The organism is Spirosoma jeollabukense (assembly GCF_054777855.1).
The window spans coordinates 196,618-218,303 of the sequence record NZ_BAAHAD010000001.1 but is presented as its reverse complement, the minus strand read 5'-3'; the positions used below and the strand labels follow the sequence as shown (position 1 = coordinate 218,303).

Sequence of the window (21,686 nt, the reverse complement as noted above, 5' to 3'; positions counted from 1 at the left end):
GCTTTCAACTGCCCATTCTGGCAGGGGTTAGGCCTGGAACAGCCTGCCCTATGGCACGGTCCGCACGCTGGTCCAGCAGGCAGGTCATAGTCCGATCGACGGATCTATTGGAAACAATCCTGGATGAAAAGGAAGCCACCGGTGAGAAGCTGATAAGTAGGGCTAAAGGCTCGGTGAATCCTAAAGCAGCTCAGCAATGCCTGACTGATCCACATAAACAGTTACCAGGCTGCCTTAATCCTGGCTGACCTTACTTTCACACTTATGGACACTACGTTTAATTCGATCTTGGCCGCATGTCCCTTACTGGGTATCGATCCTGAACATAAAACGCAGAGTGAACTGGAAGCCCTCGTCCGGAAAGCGATGTATGAACGGCTGGCTGCTCATGTCGAGCAAATGCAGGCGGCTTATGAGCGGGTATTGCTGGGAGAGTGTAATACAATGGCGGAGCACTGCCAATTTGAGCGGGATGTAGCCTTTTTAACCGATCATTTCCTGAGCCGCCGGCCGTTTGATTTGCTTGAGTTTCTTCACATGAGTCAACAGCCACAGGCCTGCTAGACCGAGGCCTGCCCAACACCCTGTTTCGTCAAGTTATGGCTGCTATTAATGAAGTTTTTTCATGGGTATAAAAGCAGAATCGATAAGGGACAAACTGAAGATGTGTCCATAAAAAAAGGCGTCCTTGGGTGAAGACGCCTTGCTCGTAGATCGGTTCGTTTAACTGTATGGGGGCTTGCCAATATCGACTTTCCCATCCGCATTTCGGTTCGGATGCGTGGTGGCAGTGTCGTCATCCTCATCCGTCTCCGATGGCGTTGGATCGATACCACTCAGGGGCGTATCGTCGGGTGAATCATTACCGGGTAGGGTCGTTGCCTTGTCGGAGCGGTCGCCCAGGCCAGCAGGCGAAATGGCCTGTTTAGCCCGAAGGATATCTTCTTTATCTTCGTCTTCCATGTTACTTTGAGTTTAAAAATTCGCGTTGAGTTCCTCTCTGTTAACAACCAGTCAGGATGAAAGTTTAGGCAGCCGCCAGGCAAGTAAGCAAACGAATACTTTAGGACTATCCCAAGGTATAAAATGCCCGGAGAATAACGCAAAAGGGACGTACGGGTTAAGTCAGGGATTGAACCCAGTGCCGATCACCGCAATGGGGACAGCTATCGGCCTGATTTGTAGCCGTTGCCTTCGCGGTCCCGCATTGGCGGCACACCAGCTGGTCGGATACGTGACTTTTCTGGGGTTTAAATCGGGTGTCCCAGCCAGGAATCACCGGTAAGCCGGGCTGCGGTGTTTGCGCTTCAATGAGCGTAAAATTACCGTTGGGCTCTATAATCAAGCGCTTTACCTGGCCTAAATGCTCCATACTATTCGAGCGTAACTGCGCCAATAGCCGCTCGCGGGTGACCAGAGTTTCACGCATGGCGTCTAACTGCAACACCCCATTCTCGACCAGAATACTGGGTGTATCCTGCGTAATCGCTTCCAGGCGGGGATTGTCCTGAATCAGCCGGGCTATCAACCGCTGAACACCGACGATAACCAGGGCAATGACCACCGCAGCCAGTAAACCCCGGTGAGCGTCCAGGAGCGGTACACCCACGGCTGCCGCCATCGATACCAGAGCCGCCATCTCATTTCGGCTGAGCTGATTGGCCATCCGTTTGCCCATCATCCGCATCGATACCAGCAGGACCAGATAAATAAAAAAAGCCCGGAAGATAATTTCAATCAGAAAATTAGGCGAGGTGGCTCCAAAGAGTATCCGGAACCAGTCGTTGATTTGACTATATTGATCTTGTTGCATACGGCTTGATTAACGATAGGCGGCTACCCATTCCTTGGCGCGACATACCGGACAGTTACCCGGTTTCGGATTGGCCGGGATCGTATTCCCACAGCAGGAACAGGCAACGCGCTGCTGATCCAACTGTTGAATGGAGTGAATCTCCGAATCACTATCCATCAGCGTCGACAAACCGGGCTCATCAGTTTCTCGGGTGTAGATACTAAACTGCCCGCAGGCTTCGAGATACACCCGGTGCAGTTTACTCACATTGTAAATATTTTCGGAACGTAACACGCTCAGTAACTGAGGTCTTGAGATGCGGCTGTTGTGTAAGTTTTCCACTTGCAGAATCCCATCTTCGACCAATACGGTTTCTTTCCCCTGAATGAATTCCTCGGCGGATGAATTTTTCAGCCCCCAATAATTAATCCCCCGCTCAAAAGCCAGCGCACAGAGCAGCGCGACGGTTCCGGCCAAGAGGCCCCGGTCGGATAGTTGCATGGCTGGTGCCAGAATGGCCCCCATCGTTAACATGATGGACATCTCGATGATGGTCAGTTGGCCAGTCAGTCGTTTTCCGAACGCCCGCATGGCAATCAGCAGGATCAGGTAGATGATCAGGGTACGCCCGAATATCTCCAGGGTAAATATCGGTGGTGTATCGCCGAAGAAGATGCGTTTCCAGTCGGTTAAAAAGATTTTTTCGGGTTGCATACGTATCGGATAGTCTTGACTGCGTGCGACGTTTCGTGCCTAACCATCTGCTTTCGGAGTTCGCTGGTTATGATTCCCAGGAATGAGGAAAAGGCCAGTGTGCGGTAAGGCAGGCCGTAACCCAACTGCTAACAAACTCCCTTGTTGCAAGGCCGTTCTAAAGTGCAGGAGCAGGTGCACGGTATATGCCCCTGTCCACGCTGACGTATTTGTCTTTTCGGAGCTATTCCCTAAAGCTATGGTTAATTCAACTTCCTCATCGGATCAAACCGAATCCGACGCTGATCATGAACGGCTTCAAAAAGCATTGTACCAGTCCGAAGAATGGCAGCGGCTGGTTCTGGAAAGCGTCAAAGACTACGCCATTTTTACGATCGACCTAAACCGCCGGATCAGTAGCTGGAACGCCGGAGCCGAAGCCATGTTTGGCTACACCGAACACGAAATTATAGGGCAACCAGGTGATATTCTCTTTGTTGCGGAAGATCAGGCTAGGGGGGCTCCGCAAGGCGAGGTCCAAAAAGCGGTTCAGCAGGGACGGGCTGAAAACGAACGATGGCATCGTCGGAAGGATGGTTCGCGCTTTTATGGGTCAGGGGTGACCACCCCTTTGCGGGAGCAGGAGGGAACCATCAGCGGCCTGGTCAAAGTATTGCGGGATTTAACAGCCCAGAAACAGGCTGAAGAAGCACTCCAGGCAGCAGATCGGCAAAAAGATGAGTTTCTGGCTATGTTAAGTCATGAGCTGCGCAATCCGCTCGCAATCCTGCATAATACGTTGCTGCTGTTAGAATTAACGAAGGGTCAGGACCCGAGTCTTTCCTTACCCAAAAGGCTGGGGATGATGAGCCGGGAGGTGGCTCATCTGGAGCGGATAGTCGAGGATTTGCTTGATGTGAGTCGCATCAGTCGGGGCGTAATTCTGCTTCAGTGGGAACGGATTGAGTTAGGGTCGCTGGTGAGCGACGCGGTTGAAGGGGTGCAGGCGCTCTACGATACCCAGCGCCGTCAACTGACGGTTTCTCTGCCAGATAAGCCTGTTTATGTTCGGGGCGACTCCACCCGGCTGCATCAGGTCCTGTTGAATCTGCTCACCAACGGCATTAAATATACCCGGGAGGGCGGCCATGTCAGCGTAACGGTGGAGAAAGTGGAAGGGCTGGCTCCGGAAGCCTTATTACGGGTGCGCGACGACGGTATTGGGCTGACCACTGATCAACTGACACGTATTTTCGAGTTGTTCGTTCAGGTAAATACATCGCTGGATCGACCACAGGGCGGATTGGGTCTTGGCCTGACCGTTGTTAAACGACTGGTGGAGCTACACGGTGGGCGTGTGGAGGCTCAGAGCGCGGGATTAGGCCAGGGGAGCGCCTTTATCGTTCATTTACCGGCCCTGGTCGACGAGAGCCAGTCACAGGCCGGGACAGCCCAGGCGTCCCGGCCCTCCACGGATCCGCTCCGGGTACTGGTCGTCGATGATAACCGCAACTTAGCCGATACAACTGCGATGATTATCAGGCGGCTAGGGTATGAAGCACATACCCGGTACGGCAGTGAGGAAGCCATCCTGGCCGCAGAGCACCTGCATCCCGATGCGCTGTTGCTGGATATTGGCATGCCGGGTATGGATGGCTACGCAACCTGTCAGCAAATTCGCCAGCAGCCCTGGGGAAAAGGTCTGTTTATCATTGCCCTGACCGGCTATGGCCAGGAGGAAGACAAACGACGTAGTGAAGAGGCTGGTTTTAACGCCCATCTGGTTAAACCGTTGGACTACAAGGCCCTGACCAGCCTACTGGCTTTGTTAAGAGAATAAGGCGTCGTGAACTTTAGGCACAAGACTACTCCGTTTCCTCAATTTTAATCCATTTTTTCGAGTTGAATCGGGCTTGACGGGTTAAAAAGCCAAACCAGGCAGCACGCCTATGCTTACCGTTGGGCGGTACCGCTCAGGCAGATTGCCGGGTTCGACTCCTGGCCTGGGGGCAACACCTACCCACCGTGCGCGTGTCCGATACAGAGGGGTATGTCAATAATCGCTATCCCCCACCGATTCGGGAAAGGCTTTCAGGAGTACCACGTACCGGGTAATCTACGGTTGCGGGTCGATTGGTTAAAATCTTAATTCAGGGTAAGAAACAAGACAACTCAATAAACACGACTCAGTTATGGAAAATCAAATCCAGTCCGTTAATCCACACACTCAGGTCGAATCGCTGGTCGGCAAACGCATCCTGCTATCAGGTGGCACCACCGGCATTGGCCGGGCTATTGGGGAGCTGATGAGCTCCTACGGTGCCCGGATTTTCACCTTCGGTCGGCATCCGGAACCGTTAGATGAAGCGCTCTCCGCCATGCGGGGTGCAGGCGGTCAGGCCGAGGGAATGATCGCCGACGTTGCCAAAGCAGCCGATATTAAGCGGGTGGTCGAACAGGCCGAAGCGTCGCTGGGAGGGCTCGACATCCTGATCAACTGTGCCGCCCTGGGTGCTGAGTCCATAGCAGATATGGCCGACGAAGACTGGCGGTACGTTATTGAAACGAACCTGGTGGGGTATCTGGCCTTTACCAAAGAAGCCCTGCGGTTGATGGAGCAGCAGGGAACGGGGCACATCGTGCTGATTGGCTCCATGAGCGCCCAGGTGCGCGAACCGGGCTCGTCGGTCTACGTTGCCACCAAATCGGCGATCGAGGGCTTTGCGGAAAGCTTACGTAAGGAAGTTAATGAAAAAGGCATCAAAGTGAGCTTAATCGAGCCTGGTGCGGTGGGCTCCGATATGCAGTCAACTGCCCCGGATGAGGAGCGGGAGGCTCAGGAAAAAGGCGAGATGCTCAAAGCCGAGGACATTGCCGTTTGTGTTCAATACGTGCTGACCCAACCCAAGCGTTGCGACGTCGCGGTGGTCCAGATCCGGCCCCATCTTCAACTCATTTAAGCGCCATGTTTGATCACCCAATACCGCCCTTTTGGCCCTCGGTCTTGTCAACCAAAGCCCATGCCCTATGGGATTACCTGGTTGGCCTGGTACTGATCGGCTCGCCCTGGTTATTGGGTTTTTCGGATGAGCAGGGTACGGTATGGCCTGTCGTCACGGCTGGTGGGCTGGTGTTGTTACTGGCCATGGTCACTGACTACGAAGGCGGAGTTTTTAAGGAAGTTCTGATGACCCTCCATTTGGGGTTCGATCGGTTGATCGGTAGTCTTCTGGGGGCATCGCCCTGGCTATGGGGCTTTGCCGACCGGATTTACTGGCCACATGTAAGCCTGGGTTTATTGCTGCTGGTGGCGGGTCTGATCACCGAGCGGAAGCCCGCCTATAAAAAAACGGTACGTACGCCATGAACTCAATCTAAGCCACTGGATACATTCGAGACTGCGCCCGTGCAGCTACCCGCCCTTTATAAACAAACGACCAAGTATGAATCCAACAATGAAGGCGGCCCTCAAGACGGCCACCGGTGAGTTTGACGTAACCGAAGTAGAAACCCCCAAAATACCCCATCCTGACTGGGTCCTGGCCCGTATCCGGGTCGCTGGTATTTGCGGTACTGACCTGCGCCACTGGAAAAAAGAAGAACCTGAATTTGAACATCATATCATGGGTCATGAGATGGCCGGTGAAGTGGTCGAAGTCGGGCCGGAGGTTACCCGTGTCAAACCCGGCGACCGGGTGGTCATTGAAACCGTCCTGGGCGATGGCACCTGTGAGTGGTGCCAGGTCCAGCAATACAACCTGTGCCCAAACCTGTATCCTGTACGGATGGAAACGGTCTCCAGAGCCTTTGCCACCCATGTGATTGGGCCCGCCGAGAAATTCCATAGTTTACCCGACCACGTAAGCTTTGAAGAAGCGACCCTGCTGGATACGTTTTCGGTGGGCCTCCACGCCATTCATTTAAGCGGAATCAGGCTCAATGACAAGGTGGCCGTGATCGGTGCCGGACCGATTGGGTTAGGTCAGTTACAGCTGGCCAAAATTAGCGGGGCCGACGTGATCGTGACGGATGTGGTCGACTCGGCGCTGGAACTGGCGCTGGAATTAGGGGCGGATGCCGTGGTGAACACGAAAACGGAAGACGGCTACCAGAAGGTCATGGAGTTTACCAAGGGACGTGGGGTAGACATTGCTTTTGAATGCGCGGGTGGTCCCTCTATGCCCACTACGTTACCACAGGCAACCTCCTTTACCCGCATTGGCGGCAAGGTTGTCATTGTGGGGGGCTTTGAGGCTGGTCAGAAAGGTATCGAGTTGGACTGGGCAAAAATCCAGTTGGGCGAGATCCAGTTAATCCCCAGTGCGAGCTACTCTTTCTGGGGCATCTACTCAGAAATGCAGATGGCCCTGGATTTGCTGGCCAATGGGAAACTAAACGCCAAAAAGTTGATTACGCACCGCTTTCCGCTGGATGACATCAACAAAGCATTTGAAACGGCTGAAGACAAAGAAAAGACCCATGCCGTTTTTGTCGCACTGCTGGTTTAGGCAGGTTGGTTTTCGAACGGGCTGACGATTAATGTACGCGTGGGTAACCGTCAGCCTGTTCGTTGCCATTTACTGGTACAGCCAGATGCGTGCAGGAAGACGTACTGCTTATCTGATCAGCTGGGGAGCCTGAGGAAGTGGAGAAACGATAATCCTCCACAAGCTTTCTACTACGTGGAAACCGGGGTAGGTACTGTACCGTGATGCCTACGAAATCTATATGATGGGAACCGTAGACTACGGGACGGTAGTTTCAGGCGAATAAATGGGTAAGACGCCCTGATCCCACCAGAAGCTACGCAGACTCTGGCATAAACTCAGCCAGTTGTTGATCCCAATGGGCTTGACGATATAATAGCTACAACCCGACTGGTAAGCCTGTTGAACATCCTGAACATCAACCGAGGAACTCATTACCAGAAGGGGAATTTGCTGTCGGTTCGACAGCAGGGCCCGGGTATCTTCCAGGAGGGCGATACCAGCCTGACGATCGGGCATATAGAAATCCTGTAAAATCAGCCTGGGTAAAATACCCTGACCCGTTTCGCCCTGGCGAAGGAAGGCCAGCGTGTCGGCTCGACTCGTGGTTCGATGGAGCAGTACATCGGGGAAGCATTTTTTCAGGACAAACTGGAGGATGGTCCAGACGTCATCCTGATCTTCAACCACCAGCAGGAGGGCTTGGTGATAATTTAGCTGCCGTAGCGCCGAGAAACTGGTTTCGGCTAATTGAGCGGGATCAATCGAGTTTGTCGTCAATAAAGTAGGGGAAAAGACAACAGTCCGGTCCTAAGTGATCAACCGGAATTGTACTATTTTTTAAGCCGTTACGCTTATTTACACATGTGTATGTGGTGGTACTGTCTGGTTAGTAGGTTAACAGCCTATAAAAACAAAAGGTTTAAATCCCCTTACTACGTTTTGTCGTAACACGCCACATCGTGGATAAACGCCAGGATACATAAAAAGCCGATTCCGGAAAAGAGTGCCCTTTGGTCGGGATGAGCGGATGTATGAGCTCTGGCCGACCTTCGTTGATTCATAGCCCTAAAATATCCAGGCTCATTCAGCCCCGTTCCATATCCTCACTTATTTTAGCTAGGGTTTACGCTATAGAACAATTCTATTATTTTATTGTACAGTCAGCATGGAAAACACACTGTCTTTACGCGTTATATTGGTGGACGATGACCCCGACGATCGTCAATTGATCCGGTGGGCCTTAACCAGTGGTATGGATCGGATTGTCATTGAAGAAATGACAACAGGGCAAGCGTTAATTGACTGGCTGGCAAACAGGCGCCAATTACTAGCAGAAAAGGCCCTGATCGATGAGATTTTGGTAACCGTTATTGTTCTGGACATGCATATGCCAGCACTAACGGGTTTGGAAACCCTGCAACTCCTGGGGGATATGACAGATCTGCCTTATATGCCGGTAGTGATGCTAACCACTTCGATGAGTGATCAACTTAAGCAGCAGGCTTACCAACAGGGTATTCATTTATATATGCTCAAACCCAGCGGGGCTAGTGGGTTTTATCGCGTAGTAGAAGCTATCAAACTCTGTTATCGGGATACGTTACGTTTGCGGGAGCAGCAATTTGCGAATTATCAATATTAACCTTTGCACGCCTGCACCTACTTTTTATTGCCATGCGCGCGTGATCGGTGTGAATACTTCCGATTTTTGTCGCATGAAGACTACAGTCCTGCTGTTACTCATTTTATCGGAGTTCAGTGCTACGGCCCAGGTGTTACGAAAACGAGCCGTCAAATTGATGGGCAGCCGGTTTGATATTACCATCGTGGCCGCCGATTCGCTGACAGCCGAACGTACTATCGACACGGTGATTGCCGAAGTGACGCGGATCGAGAACTTAATCTCCGACTGGAAAGCTGATTCGCAAATTTCACAGGTGAATAAAAATGCGGGCGTCGGACCGGTCCAGGTGGACCCTGAAGTATTCGCCCTAACGGAGCGGGCGCTTCATTTCTCCAACATCACCAACGGCGCTTTCGACATCAGTTTTGCTGCAATGGATCGAATCTGGAAATTCGATGGCTCCATGACAGAGATGCCCAGCCCGGAGGCCATCAGGAAATCGGTCGAGAAAGTGGGTTATCAGCATATTGTGCTGGACCGGGCCAATTTCACCATTTTTCTGACGCGTAAAGGCATGAAGATTGGATTTGGCGCACTAGGGGAGGGGTATGCCGCCGACCGATGCCGCGACATAATGCTGGCCAAAGGTATCAAGGCCGGGATTGTCAACGGATCAGGCGACATGAGTACCTGGGGCAAGCAACCCGATGGACGCGACTGGACTATCGGGATCACCAATCCACTCCGTAACGACACGATTTTTGCCATTATACCGCTACGGCAGAGTGCCGTAGTGACCTCCGGGAGTTACGAAAAATTCGTGGTGTTCAACGGCAAGCGATACGCACACATCATCAACCCCAGCACTGGCTATCCTGCTACCGGCCTGAGTAGCGTGACTATCTTTGGCCCCAGTGCCGAAACGGCCAACGGATTCAGTACGTCGCTGATGGTGCTGGGTAAAGAAGCCGGATTGAAACTGATCAAAAAATACCCCCAATACAGCTACATCCTGATCACTGACGACGGGCAGATTTTCTCCTCGCACAGCCTGGGGCTTAAACAGCGCAGTTTGTAAGGATGTTCACCAGCTTAGTAGCAGTCCATCAGTATCTGGCTGTGCGACTGATAGGCGCTGACGGGCTTGCCCAGTTTCGTCTGACAGATCGTTTCGAGCAGATTAATAACGTCCTTTTGCATGGCCAACGACCCGCAGATCATGAGTACGCCCTTCATCATCAGGGTATTGGCAATGAAGTCGGCATCGCGGCTGAGCAGGTCGCTGACGTACTGCTTGTCGCCTTCCCGTGAATATGCTACGTGCAGGTTGGTGAGTTGCTGAGCCGCTCGGCTTTCTTCCAGAAACTCCTCATAAATGTCAAACGATGCGCGTTGCCGGAAACCGCAGTACAAATGACAGGGTTTCTGCTGCTGATTCTGGCTAATCATCCCCAGAAATGGGGCAATTCCGGTACCATTGGCGATCATCACGACGACCGGCGCTTTTTTGGGAAAATGGAAATGATCGTTGTTAACAATTCGAGCATGAATCGTTTCGCCGGGTGTCAGGCTGTGTAAAAAGCCGGACCCCAGCCCACCCGGGTGGAGCCGGACACTGAGTTGCAGTTCCTTGTCCAGGAGGCCAATGGAGTACAGTCGTTCGCGGTGGTCGTTGGCGGGATAGATAGCCAGCAGATCGCCCGATGTAACGGCCTTTCGGCGAGTGGGTTGCAGGCGAATGAGAAACGTACCGTCTGACTGAGCGGTGCCGGTGTTGTCGGTTACGGTTAGCGTGTCGAGAAGGGGGGCTGGCGCTTTTAGCGCTTCCGTCGAAACGGTCATCGGCAAATCCGTTTGCTGCGACCAGGCTTCCGCCCATAAGCCAAACTCGTCTGGCGACTTGTCATTTACGGTGTGAATATCGACCAGCGGAGTGGCCCACGATTGCCGGGAAAGCAGGTGGTTTACCTCAAAAGCGAACTTGCAGAAGTCGGGATAGGCATGCGAACCAAAACCAATGACGGAATAGCGAACCGGTTGGGGTTGCGGATATTTTTCCAGCAGGGTGCCGAACCGTTTGGCATTCGTCGGCGCATCGCCGAGCCCATACGTAGCGGTCAACGCAATCAGATACTCGGCTTTCGGAAAAACGGTATAGTTATTGAACTCGGTCAGGTACGATTTTTCGCCCTGCCTGAGCAACTGTTGATGGATAGTTTGCGCAAACCGGAAGGTGCTGCCGTTTTCCGAACCGACCAGGATAATGAACCGGCTCTCATTGGCTGTGTAGTTGTTTTTGACGCGGTTAGCCCGTCGTTTCCAGGTAATGGCAAAGCCGGAATAGATGAAAAAGAGAATATTGCCCGACGCGATGGACAGGATGATCGCCCAGATGGCACTGGACCGGCCCGTGTGTAAATCCAGGCTCAGGCTGGTCAGCAGGACGGCGGTTGGGTACCGATTTTCGCTGAGAATATCGCCCGTTAATTGATTGACCGTTAGTTCACGGTCCTTGAGTTTCAGCGTGTAGTAGTCTTCAACGTCTTCCGAAAATGGAAATTCGATGCTCTGTACCTCCGCCAGTTTTGTCTGTTTAAAAATCGCAAAGTCAGTCAGTTTTCGTTCCGGTTTCGACTGAATCGCATCGAAGTCGATTTTGGGTGTAATTTTCTCCTCACCAACCAGGCCGAAGCGGGCTAACGAAAGATATGTTCCTGATAGCGCAATGACGAAGATGGGAATCAACGACAACCGCCCTAGCACGACGTGGTAATACTGGGCGAAGTTATCGCGGACAATCCGGGTGAAGAACCGCTTTACGCCCCGTTGCCGCTGGATGACCAGCATCGTGCCGGAAACCGTAATCAGTAGCAGCAGAAAGGCAGTGAGCCCAATAAAAAATCGACCGGCTTCATGCAGGAAAAGGGACCGGTGCAGCGCGGTGACCCACTGGAAAAATTCATGTTGCGGAGCAGGCGTACCCAGCATTTTGCCCGTCTGCGGGTCGATGTAAGCGGTCAGGTTTTTGCCGTCGGCATCACTTCCTTTGATCTGGACAAAGTGGTTGGCATCAACGCTCAGCGCGCTGATTTCAGCGTAGTTTTTTTTGAGAACGGGCAGCGTCTGGGCAAGGGTAAGCTGGCTGAAATTATCGACCCGGTAAGGCTGAAGTTTCTGCGATATGGGTTCAAAAGCCAGAAGAATACCCGTTATGGAGGCCAGGGTCAGTAAAAGAAAAGAAGATACAGCCAGGGCTAAATGGCTATATCTCCAAACAGAAATGGTCATAAAGCAGACGCCTGTCAATTAGGGCTATTGGGGCTAAAACGAACGTAGCGGATGTAGCCTGTACCCTCACTTTTGGCGGAAAGGGCTTCCGTCGTCAGCGGAATTTCGAGGTCTTTTGCATGATCTTCCTTGTCCTCCACGGCACTTTCGAACCGTAGTTTGTAATCCTTATTGAGCTTCGAGTTGTCGATGTCCAGCACGATAACGCTACGATCTCCACCCGCCACCGACGCGCCACTAATGGCGCTGATGTTGGGCGTTTTTTTGCCCAGCGCCTTGTACCATGTTTTTACGTCCGGGTACCATTTTTTATCGGAGCCGAGCACATACAGGGTTTTCTCGTAAGCCCCTTTTCCGTTCATGAGCGAAACGGCGATATACGCTTTTTCCCCCATGTAGTTGGTCATCTGGATCATGCACTTGTACTGAGCGGTGGCTGGTTGCTGAGCCAGCGAAGCGGATGATCCGGCGACGGACAGGGCCAGAACTAATAAGCCAATTTTAGGCAAACAGGACATAATCTTATTTCAGGAAGTTAACGGATATGTTGCTTTTAGACAGCGATTCATTTTCGCTGGCCAGGTCGTAAGCGGTTTCTTTAAAGCTGGTGGGAATATCTTTTTTAGCCCCGATCGATAGCAGGTATTTCAGCAGGGCATCGTCTTTGGACACCATAGCCGCTTTGTGCAGCGCGGTGATTCCCTCTTTGTTTCGGGCGTTTACATCGATCTGGAGGGGTTCCAGCCGTTTCACCAGTGCCAAGTCATTCTTGGCTACCGCCAAGTGATACAACGTATTGCCGTTCTTCTGAGGAGCCTTAACGTCGAGTCCTTTTTCCTGAAGCAGGTTCAATTTCGCCGTAAAGTCATCGGTTCGTGGGCCGCCCTCTGGCCGCTGTCCACCGTCCGGGCGAGGACCGCCTTCGGGTCGGGGGCCATTGGGGGCGTTGTTGGCCAGCACCAGGTAAGCCGCCAGATTATCGCCGTTTTTGTCGGTTACCGTAGCGTCGGCCCCTTTGGTCAGCAGATAACTCACGACCTCGGGCGAGTTGCCGCGTACGGCCATCGCCAGTGCTGTTGCCCCTTTCTGATTGGCCTGGTTGATATTTTTTACCTTCGGCATCAGCATATCCAGCACCGCAACATCGCGATTCGACGCGGCAGCGTTCATGAACACCGTATTGCCGTCCTCGTCAGCCTGATTGATGTCGACTCCTTTATCCAGGAAATGCTGGATGATTTCATTCTGTTTGGGTCGGCGGACAAGGGCATGCAGGACGTTTTCTCCGGCCTTGTTGGTCACGGTCGGTTTGATACCCAGGCTTTCCAGATACTGGAACACCTCGATGGTATTTGCCCCCCGGCGTCCACCCTGGCTAGCCATGATCAGCGCATTGCCGTTCACGGGTACCCCACGTTGTTGTAGCGCTTTCAGTACGTCGATATTACCACTTCTGGCGGCATAGCTAAAGGCGTTGTTCCCCGCGGCATCTGTACTTTTCAGATCCAGCCCTTTTGAGATAAAATAATCGGTTAGTTTCAGATCCTTGTCGTTGGCAACCGCAACCAGCAGTGCATTGGCTCCGTCGTGGTTGAGATCTTTTTTGAGGTTAGCCCCATTGGCTAAGCAGAGATCAAAAACTTTCGTATTCGCCTGACCACCAGCGGCCGCAAAGTTCAGGGGTGTCATGCCGTGGCTGTCTTCAACCGTTGCTTTGGCCCCCTTTGCAATCAGCGCTTCCATAATCTCTACATTGCCCCGGTTGGCGGCCCAGTGCAGATAGGTACGGCTGTCGTGAGTCACTTTGTTGACGTCGTTGCCGGGTTGCGCCAACAGATACATGATCGTCTCGGTGGGCGCCTGGGCATTGATCGCCATCACAACGGGATCAAAACTCATCGGATTAAACTGCGACGGGCTGTTCCCTTTCTCGACTTCCGCTTTAACCTGGCTCACGTCCGGCTTAGCTTGCCAGAAGGACTGATCCAGCAGCACGTTTTTCTGGGCCTGAGCAGAGAAGCCAATGCTTATCAGGAGGGCGAAAACTATTTTTTTCATAGAGATAGACTGCATTTAAAATGCCGGTACAACGTGTTTAGGCACTGAGGGAAATCAAACGGGGTGCAAATTAATAAGATTCAGTCTAAATAAGATGATAGACTACTGCCAAATTTGAAAGATCCTACAAATCAGTGAACGAGTAATACGTTTAACCACGTCCTGCCTTCATGGCGCCATGAAGGCAGGACGTGGTTAAACGCAACGGTTAATTTATTTAAACCGGTAGGATACTGTCGCGGTAAACTGCCGGGGTGGAATCGGCATGATGCTATAGCGGTCGTGAATCAGGAAATTCAACGTATTGGTGATGTTCGACACCTTGGCCAGCAACGAAATTTTCCGGAACCCATACCCAGCCGACAGATCGAACGTAGTGAAACCCGTTAGCGGAATCAGGCGACTAAACTCCGGGGTCTGGCCGTATGTGTTGTTGTTACCACCGAACCGATTGCCCGTGTAAAAAGCGGAAGCCCCCAACTTTAAGCCCCGCAGTTGCGGTAGATCGAAGGTGTAGAAAATAGTGGCATTCGCGGTGTGGGCCGGATTATTGGTCAGCCGTTCGCCCTCAATAGGGGAGCCCTTCACGAGCGATGCTTTGGTATACCGCATGTAGTTGTAGCCGTAGCCGGTGATGAAATAGACGTTTTTCGACAGATTGCCCGTCAGGTCTATTTCCAGTCCGTCGCTGGTGGTTTGCCCCGTGAACTCCTTCACGTTCGCGTCGGCATTGGCCGTACCATCGGCTTTAAGCGGAGCCATCTGGGCAAAATTGCTGTTCACAATGTGGTAAACGCCGAGGTTAGCCGTAATCCGACCGTTGAACAGTTCGTTTTTAACACCGGCTTCAAACTGATCAATAATGGAAGGCTTCAGGAGTTGCCCATAAATGTCGACCCCTGAGTTGATGGTGAAGTTGTTCGAGTAGCTACCGAAAAACGAGGTGGTTTTAATGGGTTGATACAGCAGCGCCACTTTTGGCGAAAAAGCAGCATCGGTTTTGGTTTCGGCGGCACCCCGCGTTTCGGCCTGGGTCAGCAGATTCAGGACGGTTGTCTGCACGGTTTTCTGCTGCGACCACCGCACACCCGCCAGAATTTTAAACTTATCGGTCAGGCTGATTAAATCCTGGACGTAAAAACCAAGCCGGACCGAGGGTGAAGTTGTCCGGGTCGTTGCGGTGGCATCCGGAATGTCGGTACGGGCTTCGTAGAGGGTTGGATTCAGAATGTTGATTTTATCGTAAGACGTTTTGCCCGTTCCGTAATTAACCGTGAAGGCCGTGCTTTTGCTCACAATACCGACTACGTCGCCACCGACTAGCAGTTGATGCCCAATCGAGCCTGTGTTAAATCGACCGTTCAGGTTTACCTGGCCAGTGTAATCGGCCTCGCTGGTCATGGTCCGGCTAAGCGTACGCGTCCAGTCGCCCGTAGCCGATACGTTATTGTTAGGAACGCCTGATCCGTAGGCGCTTACGTCAGTGCCCTGCTCGGAAGCAATGACGGTTAATTTCCAGTTGTTGTTAAATGCATGGTCGATGTTGGTCGACAGAGACGTCTGTTTTACGTTGTTATACGCCCAGTGCGTATTGATGAACCGCGACCGGGGCACATCGGGGATAATGGCATCCTGGTTTAAATTTAACGAACCAATGCCGTTGTCGGGAGTGAAATCCGCTTTCAGGTAATCGCCCTGTACGAGGATGGTCGTTTTCTGACCCAGTTTGTAGAGGAGGGATGGATTGACGTAGACCCGGTTCGTTTTCACGACATCCCGGTAACTATTCGACTGCTCATAGGTGCCCACAACGCGAAACGCCAGATTTTTGGCCAGCGGTCCGTACACATCGACAATTGGTTTGTAGAGGCCAAAGCTGCCCACCCGCATCGATACCTCACCGCCGAAATCGAACTTGGGTTTCTTCGTAACCATGTTGATAATCAATCCGCCCGATACATTGCCGTAGAGCAGGGCCGAACTCCCTTTCAATACTTCCACCGACTCCAGTGTACTGGCTTCTGGAAAGCCCATCGTGTTGGACACGACCCCGTTTTTGAAAATATTACCACCCGCGCCGGCAATGCCAATGCTGTAACCACGGGCCGAAAATGTTTCGGCAACACCACCCCGTTGCTGGGTGAGGGATACCCCACTCACGTTTTTCAGGACGTCGCCCAGGCGGGAAGCCTGCTGGTTGGCAATGACCACGCTGCTTACCACGCCAGTCATCTGGGGAAGGTCCAGTGGGGCAATGGCGGCTTTTCCCAGCGTAACAACCTGGTTAGTACCCGTTACTTCGACTTCACTTAACTGAGACGCACTTTCGGCCAGGGCAAAGTCGACCGAAGTGGCCTGACCCGCCTGTACGGATACCGTCTTTTCCTGGGTCTGGAGACCCACAAAGGTTATTTGAAGTGTATACGTACCGGGATTTATGCCTTTCAATTGATAGGTTCCCTCTTCGGTGGTCACTGTGCCTTTGCGGGTCTCTTTCAAACTGACGTTAACAAAGGCGGCTGGATTGCCATCGCTGGTTTTCACAATACCACGAATGGAGCCCTGCGTTTGAGCAAATATCGCTGGACTGGATACGATGACCAGACTAAAACACAAAACAGAAATAAGATATATATGTCTCATTTATTTAGATTAATTCTATTTTAGTGCAAATTTGTACGCTGAATAAGTAGCGTAGGTATCGGAAATGGGAGAATTGCTATCGGAATCGGGCCGTTATGGAAATATTTATAAAAGCTAAAGGAACTGACACATTATTGCGTCGGGAGGTGTTATCGGGCACCAGTGAGCTAACGGATTCTTTTCAGGAGAAGCGCGTCCGAATTCAGCACGAGTCAATCGGCTATATCACCGACACGCAGATTTCGACAAGTAATTTTTTTATAGCACACTGTAGTTTTCAACTCTGCCAGCCTGTCCAGTTACTCAAGGAAGTTGAAGCGGATATTATTCAACTGGATTTCGCGTTGCGGGGTGATTGTCAGGCGCAACTGGGAAAGAAAATGACTCGCCAGCACTTTTCGACGGGTCAGCATAATATCAGCTACCTGCCTGCGTCAAAAAGTATCTATGACTACGGGGTGTCCACCCAGTCGTTGGAATATACGGCAGTCGTGATTCCCAAAGACGTTTACGCCCGTCTGGTCCCGGTTGAAAGTGATTTGTATCGACCGCTTTTCACCCAAATTGTCCAGCAGAAAGCCGCCTTTCTTAGTGCTAAAAACCTTCCTATTACCCCCGCCATGGATTGGATCATTCGGGATATGCGGGCCAGCCAGCGGACAGGCGTCCTAAAGCGGCTATTTCTGGAATCCAGAGTAACGGAACTGCTCATGCTACAACTGGAGCAAATGCAGGGGAGTAAGCCTGTTGGCTTTTCATCAAAAAAAGAGGATACCCGTAAAATACAGGAAGCCTGTGAACTGTTAAATGGCGCTTATGTCAACCCCCCCACGATTGTTGAGTTAGCAAAACTGGTAGGCCTGAATGAATTTAACCTGAAACGGGGATTCAAGGCCCAGTTCGGTACGACCATTCTGGGCTATGTCACCCAACGGCGGATGGACGATGCCCGACGCTTACTGCTGGAGGGCGAGAAAACCATCAGCGAGATTTCCTACTGGGTAGGTTACAAAAATCCGGCCCATTTTACCGTTGCCTTTAAAAACTACTTTGGCTTGCTGCCCAGCGCTATGCGCACGTAGCGGAACGGGCCTGCCTTGGAAACAGTCGGACTTTACAGGCACGGGGGCTGCCTGGGAGGGGAGTATGAATAGCGAACACACCGATTACATCCGGCAGTCATACGTTACGCCAGGCTGATTTCCTTCGTATACTTCGCTCGATAATCGAGTGGTGACACGCCGGTTATTTTTTTAAAAACTTCCCGGAAGGCTTTATCATCGGAATATCCCACTTCACTCATCACCTCGAAAATGCTTTTTCTACCTTTTTCCAAAGCACTCTTGGCCACTTCCACTTTTACCCGTTGCAAATAGGTAACGGGCGTATTACCCGTGGCTTTGGTAAACCGCCGGTCAAAATTGCGTCGGCTTATGGCCAGTTCGGCGGCCAGTTCTTCAAAGGAAATCCGCTCGCTCAAATGCTGTTCAATGTACGTTTGCGCTTTGCAGACCAGGTCATCGCCATGGTTCTTCTGAACCTGAAAAATAAAAAAGGGTGACTGCGAGGTTCGATCCATGTCAATTTGAAAAACTTTTGAACAGTAGATGGCAGTCGGCCGGTCGAAATATTTCTCCACTAAAAAAAGGACCAGATGCAAAAACGAGAAAGCACCCCCGTTGGTGTAGATTCCTTTTTCAGCCGTGATCAGCTTATCGGCCTGAAGGTTAATTTTAGGGAACATCTGTTTAAAGCTGCTTTCCGCACTCCAATGCGTTGAACACGTTTTTCCATCCAGCAAGCCCGTAGCGGCCAACAGAAACGCTCCCGTACACATACTGGCGATTTCGGCGCCCCCAACATACTGCTCTTTAATCCAGCGAATCAGTTCGCCGTTTTCATTGATCAACTTACTCGTATAAGGAGCGGAAGGTATAATCAGCAAGTCTGTTTTTTTTAATGCACTGATCGGTGTGGGATGAACCGTGATGAACCCCGCATCCAGTGTCAATTCAGGGACAACGCCAGCCAACGTAACGTCGATTCTGGACTTATTACCCATCCTCCGCCAATAGGCATTGGCGCTGGTCAGGATCTCATACGAACCCGTTATACTGCTTAGGTTAGCGTTGCCGTTCGGAACAACAATTGTTACGTGCTTCATGGTCAATTTTTAGTCAAAGCTAGCTGGTAACGTTGTCTAAATCAACCCGGTAGAATGGCCATTTTACACCCTGTTGCAGCCACATTTAGCCTGTACTTTTGCATCGTTCGTTCACTGCATACCTTATTGTTGGCCAAACGACATTCTTCGGTAGGCAGGCTATGGTACACTAACGCGCTAACCAGTTAACAAATGACTACACCAAATTTTACCACTACGTTCGTGGTTGACCAAAGTCCGCAAGAAGTGTTTAACGCCATCAATAATATTCGTGGATGGTGGACGGAAGATGTGGATGGTGACTCGCAAAAACTGAACGACGAATTCACGGTTCATTTTGCAGATGTTCATGTATCTACCCAGCAGATAGTAGAGCTTATTCCAGGCCAAAAAGTGGTGTGGCTCGTTACCGACAGCCAGCTTAATTTCATCAAGAACAAACAAGAATGGACGAACACTAGCATTACGTTCGACATTCGTACTCAGAATAATCAGACGCAAATCCATTTTACCCATACCGGTTTAGTTCCTCAAATTGACTGTTTTGAGGCCTGCTCAACTGCGTGGAGCCGCTATATACAGGGAAGTTTAGTCAAATTAATAATGGAGGGAAAAGGAAGGCCTGGGTTATAGTACGGCCCTAAATTTCTTCATCATCCACCACGTTCAACCCATGAAGGTTGAGCCTACTGCTTTATTATCTATGAAAACTTTACAAGGGAAAAAAGTAGTGGTCATCGGCGGAAGCCGGGGCACGGGTCTGTCCATTGTCGAGGCCTTTCTCCGGGAAGCAGCCGACGTGTTGGTGGTGGGGCGCGATCCCAACTCACTTGCCGACCTTGTCAGCGCCTGGCCAACCGTACGCACGCTGCAAGCCGATGCCACGGAGACCACAACTGTCGAGACGATTTTTCAGGATTCCCCCGACGTAGTGGTATTGGCCGCGGGAGCCCCTCCACCAACCAGGCCGGTATATCCGTTGGACTGGGACACCTTCAGTACCAATTGGCATACCGATGTAAAAGCCTCCTACCTGCTGGCGCACTACGCACTCACGTCTCCCGCCAAATCGGGTACTGCGATCCTGTTTATATCAAGTGGGGCGGCCATTGGCGGGTCGCCTATTTCGGGCGGCTACGCGGGGGCCAAGCGGATGCAGATGTTTCTGGCCAATTACGCGCAGGAGGCATCGAATCGTCTGTCGCTTGGCCTGCGCTTTCTGACGCTTGCTCCGTGGCGCCTGATGAAAGGTACCGGTACCGGCGACGCCGTTGTGCCGAGTTATGCGGCTTATCTGGGCATCCCGGAAACTGATTTTATTGCCAGGATGACGTTGCCACAGACGAAAGAAAACGTGGCGGAGGCCGTAGTGACCTTCGCTGGTCAGTGGCCTGCGCCCGAAGAGGGCAATGTGTTTATCGTTTCGGGTAATGGCGTCGTGGCTGAAAAGAACATACAGACCTTGTTGTCATTCTGGGGTAATCGCTGAGTTGTAACGTATGTCAACTAGTTGCGTTCACGGTTCTTTTACTGCCAGCCGCCCCCCAACGATCGGTACAGATCGGTTAGCGATAAGAACTGAGCCTGCTTGGTGTTGATGAGCGCTAATTCGGCTTCCAGCACGCTCCGTTGGGCGGTGATAACTTCCAGATACGAGGCATAACCTCCGGCAAACAGATCGTTTGACGTCGTGACGGCTTTTTCCAGCACATCCACCTCCTGCGCCTGTAAATCAGCGACGCTACGGTAATTCTCCACCCCTTTCAAGTTGGTGGTTACCTCACTAAAACCCGTCAGAATGGTCTGCTGATACCGATACAGTGACTCCCGGCTCTGCGCCACCGACTGCCGATAGTTGGCTTTTACGAAGCGTCGATTCAGGACCGGGCCCGATAAGCCACCCAGCAAGCCAGCCGCAATAGACGCCGGGTTGAATAGCACGGCCGTGCGGAAGGCGTTCAGCCCCAGGTAGGCCGTCAGATTCAGGCTGGGCAGGAATTCAGCTCGCGCTACGTCGATGTCCACATTGGCCGCCTGAAGATCAAGCTCCGCCTGTTGAATATCGGGTCGGCGAACCAGCATCTGAGCGGGAATACCGGCCAATACCTGGCCCGGCAGTTCGCGGTCCTGAAGGGAACTGCCCCGAGCAATCGGCTGGGGGTAGCGACCCAGCAGCCGGTTCAGCTGATTCTCGTTTTCAATGATACGCTGGCGGATCTGTCCCTGTCGGCTTCGGGTATTGAGGAGCTGGGCCGTAAACTGCTGAACTGCCAGTTCGGTTACCCGACCTGCTTCTTTCTGGATACGCACCAACTCCAGCGCATTCTGCTGATAATTGATGTTTTTCTGAATGATTTCCAGTTCGCCATCCAGCGCCAGCAGCCGGTAGTAATATTGGGCGACCTCGGCAACTAAGGCGGTTATGACGGCATGGCGTCCCTTTTCAGAAGCCAGAAAGCGTAAGTAAGCCGCTTTTCGACGGTTGCGGAGTTTGCCCCAGATGTCTACCTCCCACGTACTGCGTGCCCCCAGAAAGTAGTCGGGGGTGGGGTTTGGAATCACTTGGTTTCCCCGAATATTATCCGACAGGTTGGTATCGTAATTCCCGACGCCATTCAATGTGTTCTGACCGTACCGATCTACCCCCGCCGACGCGACGGCGTTTACCTGCGGAGCCAGAAACCCCTGCGTGTAGTCAAAAGCGGCCCGTGCGGCCTCGATACGTTGCGTCGCGATCCGTAAATCCAGATTTCCCGTCAGGGCGGTATCAATAAGCTGCACAAGCTGGGCATCGGCAAAGAAGGTCCGCCAGTTCTGACTGGCGATGCCCAGCGTATCGGCCCGGCCGGCAAAGGAAACGGGCATCGGGCGAGCCGACGGCTGGAGCAGCGATTTGGGCATTTGACAGCTACTCAGTAAACTTACGCTTAG

Annotated in this window: 21 protein-coding genes; 11 read left to right on the top strand and 10 right to left on the bottom strand. The window is 52.0% G+C overall.

The genetic code is table 11. From position 1 onward, the window contains the following. Positions 1–50 precede the first annotated feature (50 nt). Together ACYVEA_RS00845 and ACYVEA_RS00840 are read left to right on the top strand one after the other, a co-directional pair. On the top strand, positions 51–248 hold the full coding sequence (locus tag ACYVEA_RS00845; RefSeq protein ID WP_461111401.1) for a hypothetical protein: 198 nt from the start codon (positions 51–53) through the stop codon (positions 246–248). Between the two features lie 16 nt (positions 249–264). Further along, the gene (locus ACYVEA_RS00840) at positions 265–564 is read left to right on the top strand and encodes a hypothetical protein (RefSeq protein WP_461111400.1); all 300 of its coding nucleotides are present in this window, start codon (positions 265–267) and stop codon (positions 562–564) included. Between the two features lie 159 nt (positions 565–723). On the opposite strand, the gene ACYVEA_RS00835 is transcribed toward ACYVEA_RS00840, so the two are convergent. From ACYVEA_RS00835 to ACYVEA_RS00825, 3 genes are all read right to left on the bottom strand, one after another. After that, the gene (locus ACYVEA_RS00835) at positions 724–963 is read right to left on the bottom strand and encodes a hypothetical protein (protein WP_461111399.1); all 240 of its coding nucleotides are present in this window, start codon (positions 961–963) and stop codon (positions 724–726) included. Positions 964–1,120: 157 nt separating this feature from the next. Then, positions 1,121–1,813, bottom strand: a complete 693-nt coding sequence (locus ACYVEA_RS00830) for a DUF421 domain-containing protein (RefSeq protein WP_461111398.1) — start codon at positions 1,811–1,813, stop codon at positions 1,121–1,123. Positions 1,814–1,822: 9 nt separating this feature from the next. Beyond that, on the bottom strand, positions 1,823–2,509 hold the full coding sequence (locus tag ACYVEA_RS00825) for a DUF421 domain-containing protein (RefSeq protein WP_461111397.1): 687 nt from the start codon (positions 2,507–2,509) through the stop codon (positions 1,823–1,825). Positions 2,510–2,747: 238 nt separating this feature from the next. Between ACYVEA_RS00825 and ACYVEA_RS00820 the strand changes: the two genes are divergently transcribed. The 4 genes from ACYVEA_RS00820 (at position 2,748) to ACYVEA_RS00805 (ending at position 6,996) form a co-directional block, all read left to right on the top strand. Then, complete coding sequence (locus ACYVEA_RS00820) at positions 2,748–4,328, top strand: hybrid sensor histidine kinase/response regulator (RefSeq protein ID WP_461111396.1); 1,581 nt, start codon at positions 2,748–2,750, stop codon at positions 4,326–4,328. A 352-nt stretch (positions 4,329–4,680) separates the two neighbouring features. Further along, positions 4,681–5,448 carry an SDR family oxidoreductase gene (locus ACYVEA_RS00815; protein WP_461111395.1) on the top strand — a complete coding sequence of 256 codons (768 nt, stop codon included), beginning with the start codon at positions 4,681–4,683 and terminating at the stop codon, positions 5,446–5,448. 5 nt (positions 5,449–5,453) lie between these two features. Then, positions 5,454–5,855, top strand: a complete 402-nt coding sequence (locus tag ACYVEA_RS00810) for an SPW repeat protein (RefSeq protein ID WP_461111394.1) — start codon at positions 5,454–5,456, stop codon at positions 5,853–5,855. 76 nt (positions 5,856–5,931) lie between these two features. Further along, on the top strand, positions 5,932–6,996 hold the full coding sequence (locus tag ACYVEA_RS00805; RefSeq protein ID WP_461111393.1) for a zinc-dependent alcohol dehydrogenase: 1,065 nt from the start codon (positions 5,932–5,934) through the stop codon (positions 6,994–6,996). Between the two features lie 237 nt (positions 6,997–7,233). Here the strand turns inward: ACYVEA_RS00805 and ACYVEA_RS00800 are convergent, their stop codons facing one another. Then, positions 7,234–7,755 (bottom strand): response regulator, encoded by a 522-nt coding sequence (locus tag ACYVEA_RS00800; protein ID WP_461111392.1) that lies wholly within the window; start codon positions 7,753–7,755, stop codon positions 7,234–7,236. Between the two features lie 388 nt (positions 7,756–8,143). On the opposite strand from ACYVEA_RS00800, the gene ACYVEA_RS00795 reads away from it, so the two are divergent. Together ACYVEA_RS00795 and ACYVEA_RS00790 are read left to right on the top strand one after the other, a co-directional pair. Then, entirely contained in the window at positions 8,144–8,620 is a 477-nt protein-coding gene (locus tag ACYVEA_RS00795; protein WP_461111391.1) for a response regulator, read from the top strand. Positions 8,621–8,693: 73 nt separating this feature from the next. Beyond that, a complete protein-coding gene (locus tag ACYVEA_RS00790) occupies positions 8,694–9,680 on the top strand; it encodes an FAD:protein FMN transferase (RefSeq protein WP_461111390.1) in 987 nt (328 codons plus the stop codon). Positions 9,681–9,694: 14 nt separating this feature from the next. Here ACYVEA_RS00790 and ACYVEA_RS00785 read toward each other — a convergent pair whose 3' ends face one another. The 4 genes from ACYVEA_RS00785 to ACYVEA_RS00770 form a co-directional block, all read right to left on the bottom strand. Then, positions 9,695–11,890, bottom strand: a complete 2,196-nt coding sequence (locus ACYVEA_RS00785) for a PepSY domain-containing protein (RefSeq protein ID WP_461111389.1) — start codon at positions 11,888–11,890, stop codon at positions 9,695–9,697. 14 nt (positions 11,891–11,904) lie between these two features. Further along, positions 11,905–12,408 (bottom strand): DUF2271 domain-containing protein, encoded by a 504-nt coding sequence (locus ACYVEA_RS00780; RefSeq protein ID WP_461111388.1) that lies wholly within the window; start codon positions 12,406–12,408, stop codon positions 11,905–11,907. A gap of 4 nt (positions 12,409–12,412) precedes the next feature. Further along, complete coding sequence (locus ACYVEA_RS00775) at positions 12,413–13,948, bottom strand: ankyrin repeat domain-containing protein (RefSeq protein WP_461111387.1); 1,536 nt, start codon at positions 13,946–13,948, stop codon at positions 12,413–12,415. Between the two features lie 213 nt (positions 13,949–14,161). After that, entirely contained in the window at positions 14,162–16,591 is a 2,430-nt protein-coding gene (locus ACYVEA_RS00770) for a TonB-dependent siderophore receptor (RefSeq protein WP_461111386.1), read from the bottom strand. A gap of 95 nt (positions 16,592–16,686) precedes the next feature. Between ACYVEA_RS00770 and ACYVEA_RS00765 the strand changes: the two genes are divergently transcribed. Next, entirely contained in the window at positions 16,687–17,673 is a 987-nt protein-coding gene (locus tag ACYVEA_RS00765) for a helix-turn-helix transcriptional regulator (protein WP_461111385.1), read from the top strand. Positions 17,674–17,777: 104 nt separating this feature from the next. Here the strand turns inward: ACYVEA_RS00765 and ACYVEA_RS00760 are convergent, their stop codons facing one another. Then, positions 17,778–18,755, bottom strand: a complete 978-nt coding sequence (locus tag ACYVEA_RS00760; RefSeq protein ID WP_461111384.1) for a GlxA family transcriptional regulator — start codon at positions 18,753–18,755, stop codon at positions 17,778–17,780. 192 nt (positions 18,756–18,947) lie between these two features. On the opposite strand from ACYVEA_RS00760, the gene ACYVEA_RS00755 reads away from it, so the two are divergent. Both ACYVEA_RS00755 and ACYVEA_RS00750 read left to right on the top strand, forming a co-directional pair. Beyond that, the gene (locus tag ACYVEA_RS00755) at positions 18,948–19,388 is read left to right on the top strand and encodes an SRPBCC family protein (RefSeq protein WP_461111383.1); all 441 of its coding nucleotides are present in this window, start codon (positions 18,948–18,950) and stop codon (positions 19,386–19,388) included. Positions 19,389–19,458: 70 nt separating this feature from the next. Continuing rightward, positions 19,459–20,244, top strand: a complete 786-nt coding sequence (locus ACYVEA_RS00750) for an SDR family NAD(P)-dependent oxidoreductase (RefSeq protein ID WP_461111382.1) — start codon at positions 19,459–19,461, stop codon at positions 20,242–20,244. 38 nt (positions 20,245–20,282) lie between these two features. Here ACYVEA_RS00750 and ACYVEA_RS00745 read toward each other — a convergent pair whose 3' ends face one another. Beyond that, a complete protein-coding gene (locus tag ACYVEA_RS00745) occupies positions 20,283–21,656 on the bottom strand; it encodes a TolC family protein (protein ID WP_461111381.1) in 1,374 nt (457 codons plus the stop codon). Positions 21,657–21,686: the final 30 nt, after the last annotated feature.

Bases quoted from the DNA above. Each gene is read 5' to 3' on its own strand.
- ACYVEA_RS00845 (WP_461111401.1), top strand. From the start codon at position 51: ATGGCACGGTCCGCACGCTGGTCCAGCAGGCAGGTCATAGTCCGATCG.
- ACYVEA_RS00840 (WP_461111400.1), top strand. From the start codon at position 265: ATGGACACTACGTTTAATTCGATCTTGGCCGCATGTCCCTTACTGGGT.
- ACYVEA_RS00835 (WP_461111399.1), bottom strand. From the start codon at position 963: ATGGAAGACGAAGATAAAGAAGATATCCTTCGGGCTAAACAGGCCATT.
- ACYVEA_RS00830 (WP_461111398.1), bottom strand. From the start codon at position 1,813: ATGCAACAAGATCAATATAGTCAAATCAACGACTGGTTCCGGATACTC.
- ACYVEA_RS00825 (WP_461111397.1), bottom strand. From the start codon at position 2,509: ATGCAACCCGAAAAAATCTTTTTAACCGACTGGAAACGCATCTTCTTC.
- ACYVEA_RS00820 (WP_461111396.1), top strand. From the start codon at position 2,748: ATGGTTAATTCAACTTCCTCATCGGATCAAACCGAATCCGACGCTGAT.
- ACYVEA_RS00815 (WP_461111395.1), top strand. From the start codon at position 4,681: ATGGAAAATCAAATCCAGTCCGTTAATCCACACACTCAGGTCGAATCG.
- ACYVEA_RS00810 (WP_461111394.1), top strand. From the start codon at position 5,454: ATGTTTGATCACCCAATACCGCCCTTTTGGCCCTCGGTCTTGTCAACC.
- ACYVEA_RS00805 (WP_461111393.1), top strand. From the start codon at position 5,932: ATGAATCCAACAATGAAGGCGGCCCTCAAGACGGCCACCGGTGAGTTT.
- ACYVEA_RS00795 (WP_461111391.1), top strand. From the start codon at position 8,144: ATGGAAAACACACTGTCTTTACGCGTTATATTGGTGGACGATGACCCC.
- ACYVEA_RS00790 (WP_461111390.1), top strand. From the start codon at position 8,694: ATGAAGACTACAGTCCTGCTGTTACTCATTTTATCGGAGTTCAGTGCT.
- ACYVEA_RS00785 (WP_461111389.1), bottom strand. From the start codon at position 11,890: ATGACCATTTCTGTTTGGAGATATAGCCATTTAGCCCTGGCTGTATCT.
- ACYVEA_RS00780 (WP_461111388.1), bottom strand. From the start codon at position 12,408: ATGTCCTGTTTGCCTAAAATTGGCTTATTAGTTCTGGCCCTGTCCGTC.
- ACYVEA_RS00775 (WP_461111387.1), bottom strand. From the start codon at position 13,948: ATGAAAAAAATAGTTTTCGCCCTCCTGATAAGCATTGGCTTCTCTGCT.
- ACYVEA_RS00770 (WP_461111386.1), bottom strand. From the start codon at position 16,591: ATGAGACATATATATCTTATTTCTGTTTTGTGTTTTAGTCTGGTCATC.
- ACYVEA_RS00765 (WP_461111385.1), top strand. From the start codon at position 16,687: ATGGAAATATTTATAAAAGCTAAAGGAACTGACACATTATTGCGTCGG.
- ACYVEA_RS00760 (WP_461111384.1), bottom strand. From the start codon at position 18,755: ATGAAGCACGTAACAATTGTTGTTCCGAACGGCAACGCTAACCTAAGC.
- ACYVEA_RS00755 (WP_461111383.1), top strand. From the start codon at position 18,948: ATGACTACACCAAATTTTACCACTACGTTCGTGGTTGACCAAAGTCCG.
- ACYVEA_RS00750 (WP_461111382.1), top strand. From the start codon at position 19,459: ATGAAAACTTTACAAGGGAAAAAAGTAGTGGTCATCGGCGGAAGCCGG.
- ACYVEA_RS00745 (WP_461111381.1), bottom strand. From the start codon at position 21,656: ATGCCCAAATCGCTGCTCCAGCCGTCGGCTCGCCCGATGCCCGTTTCC.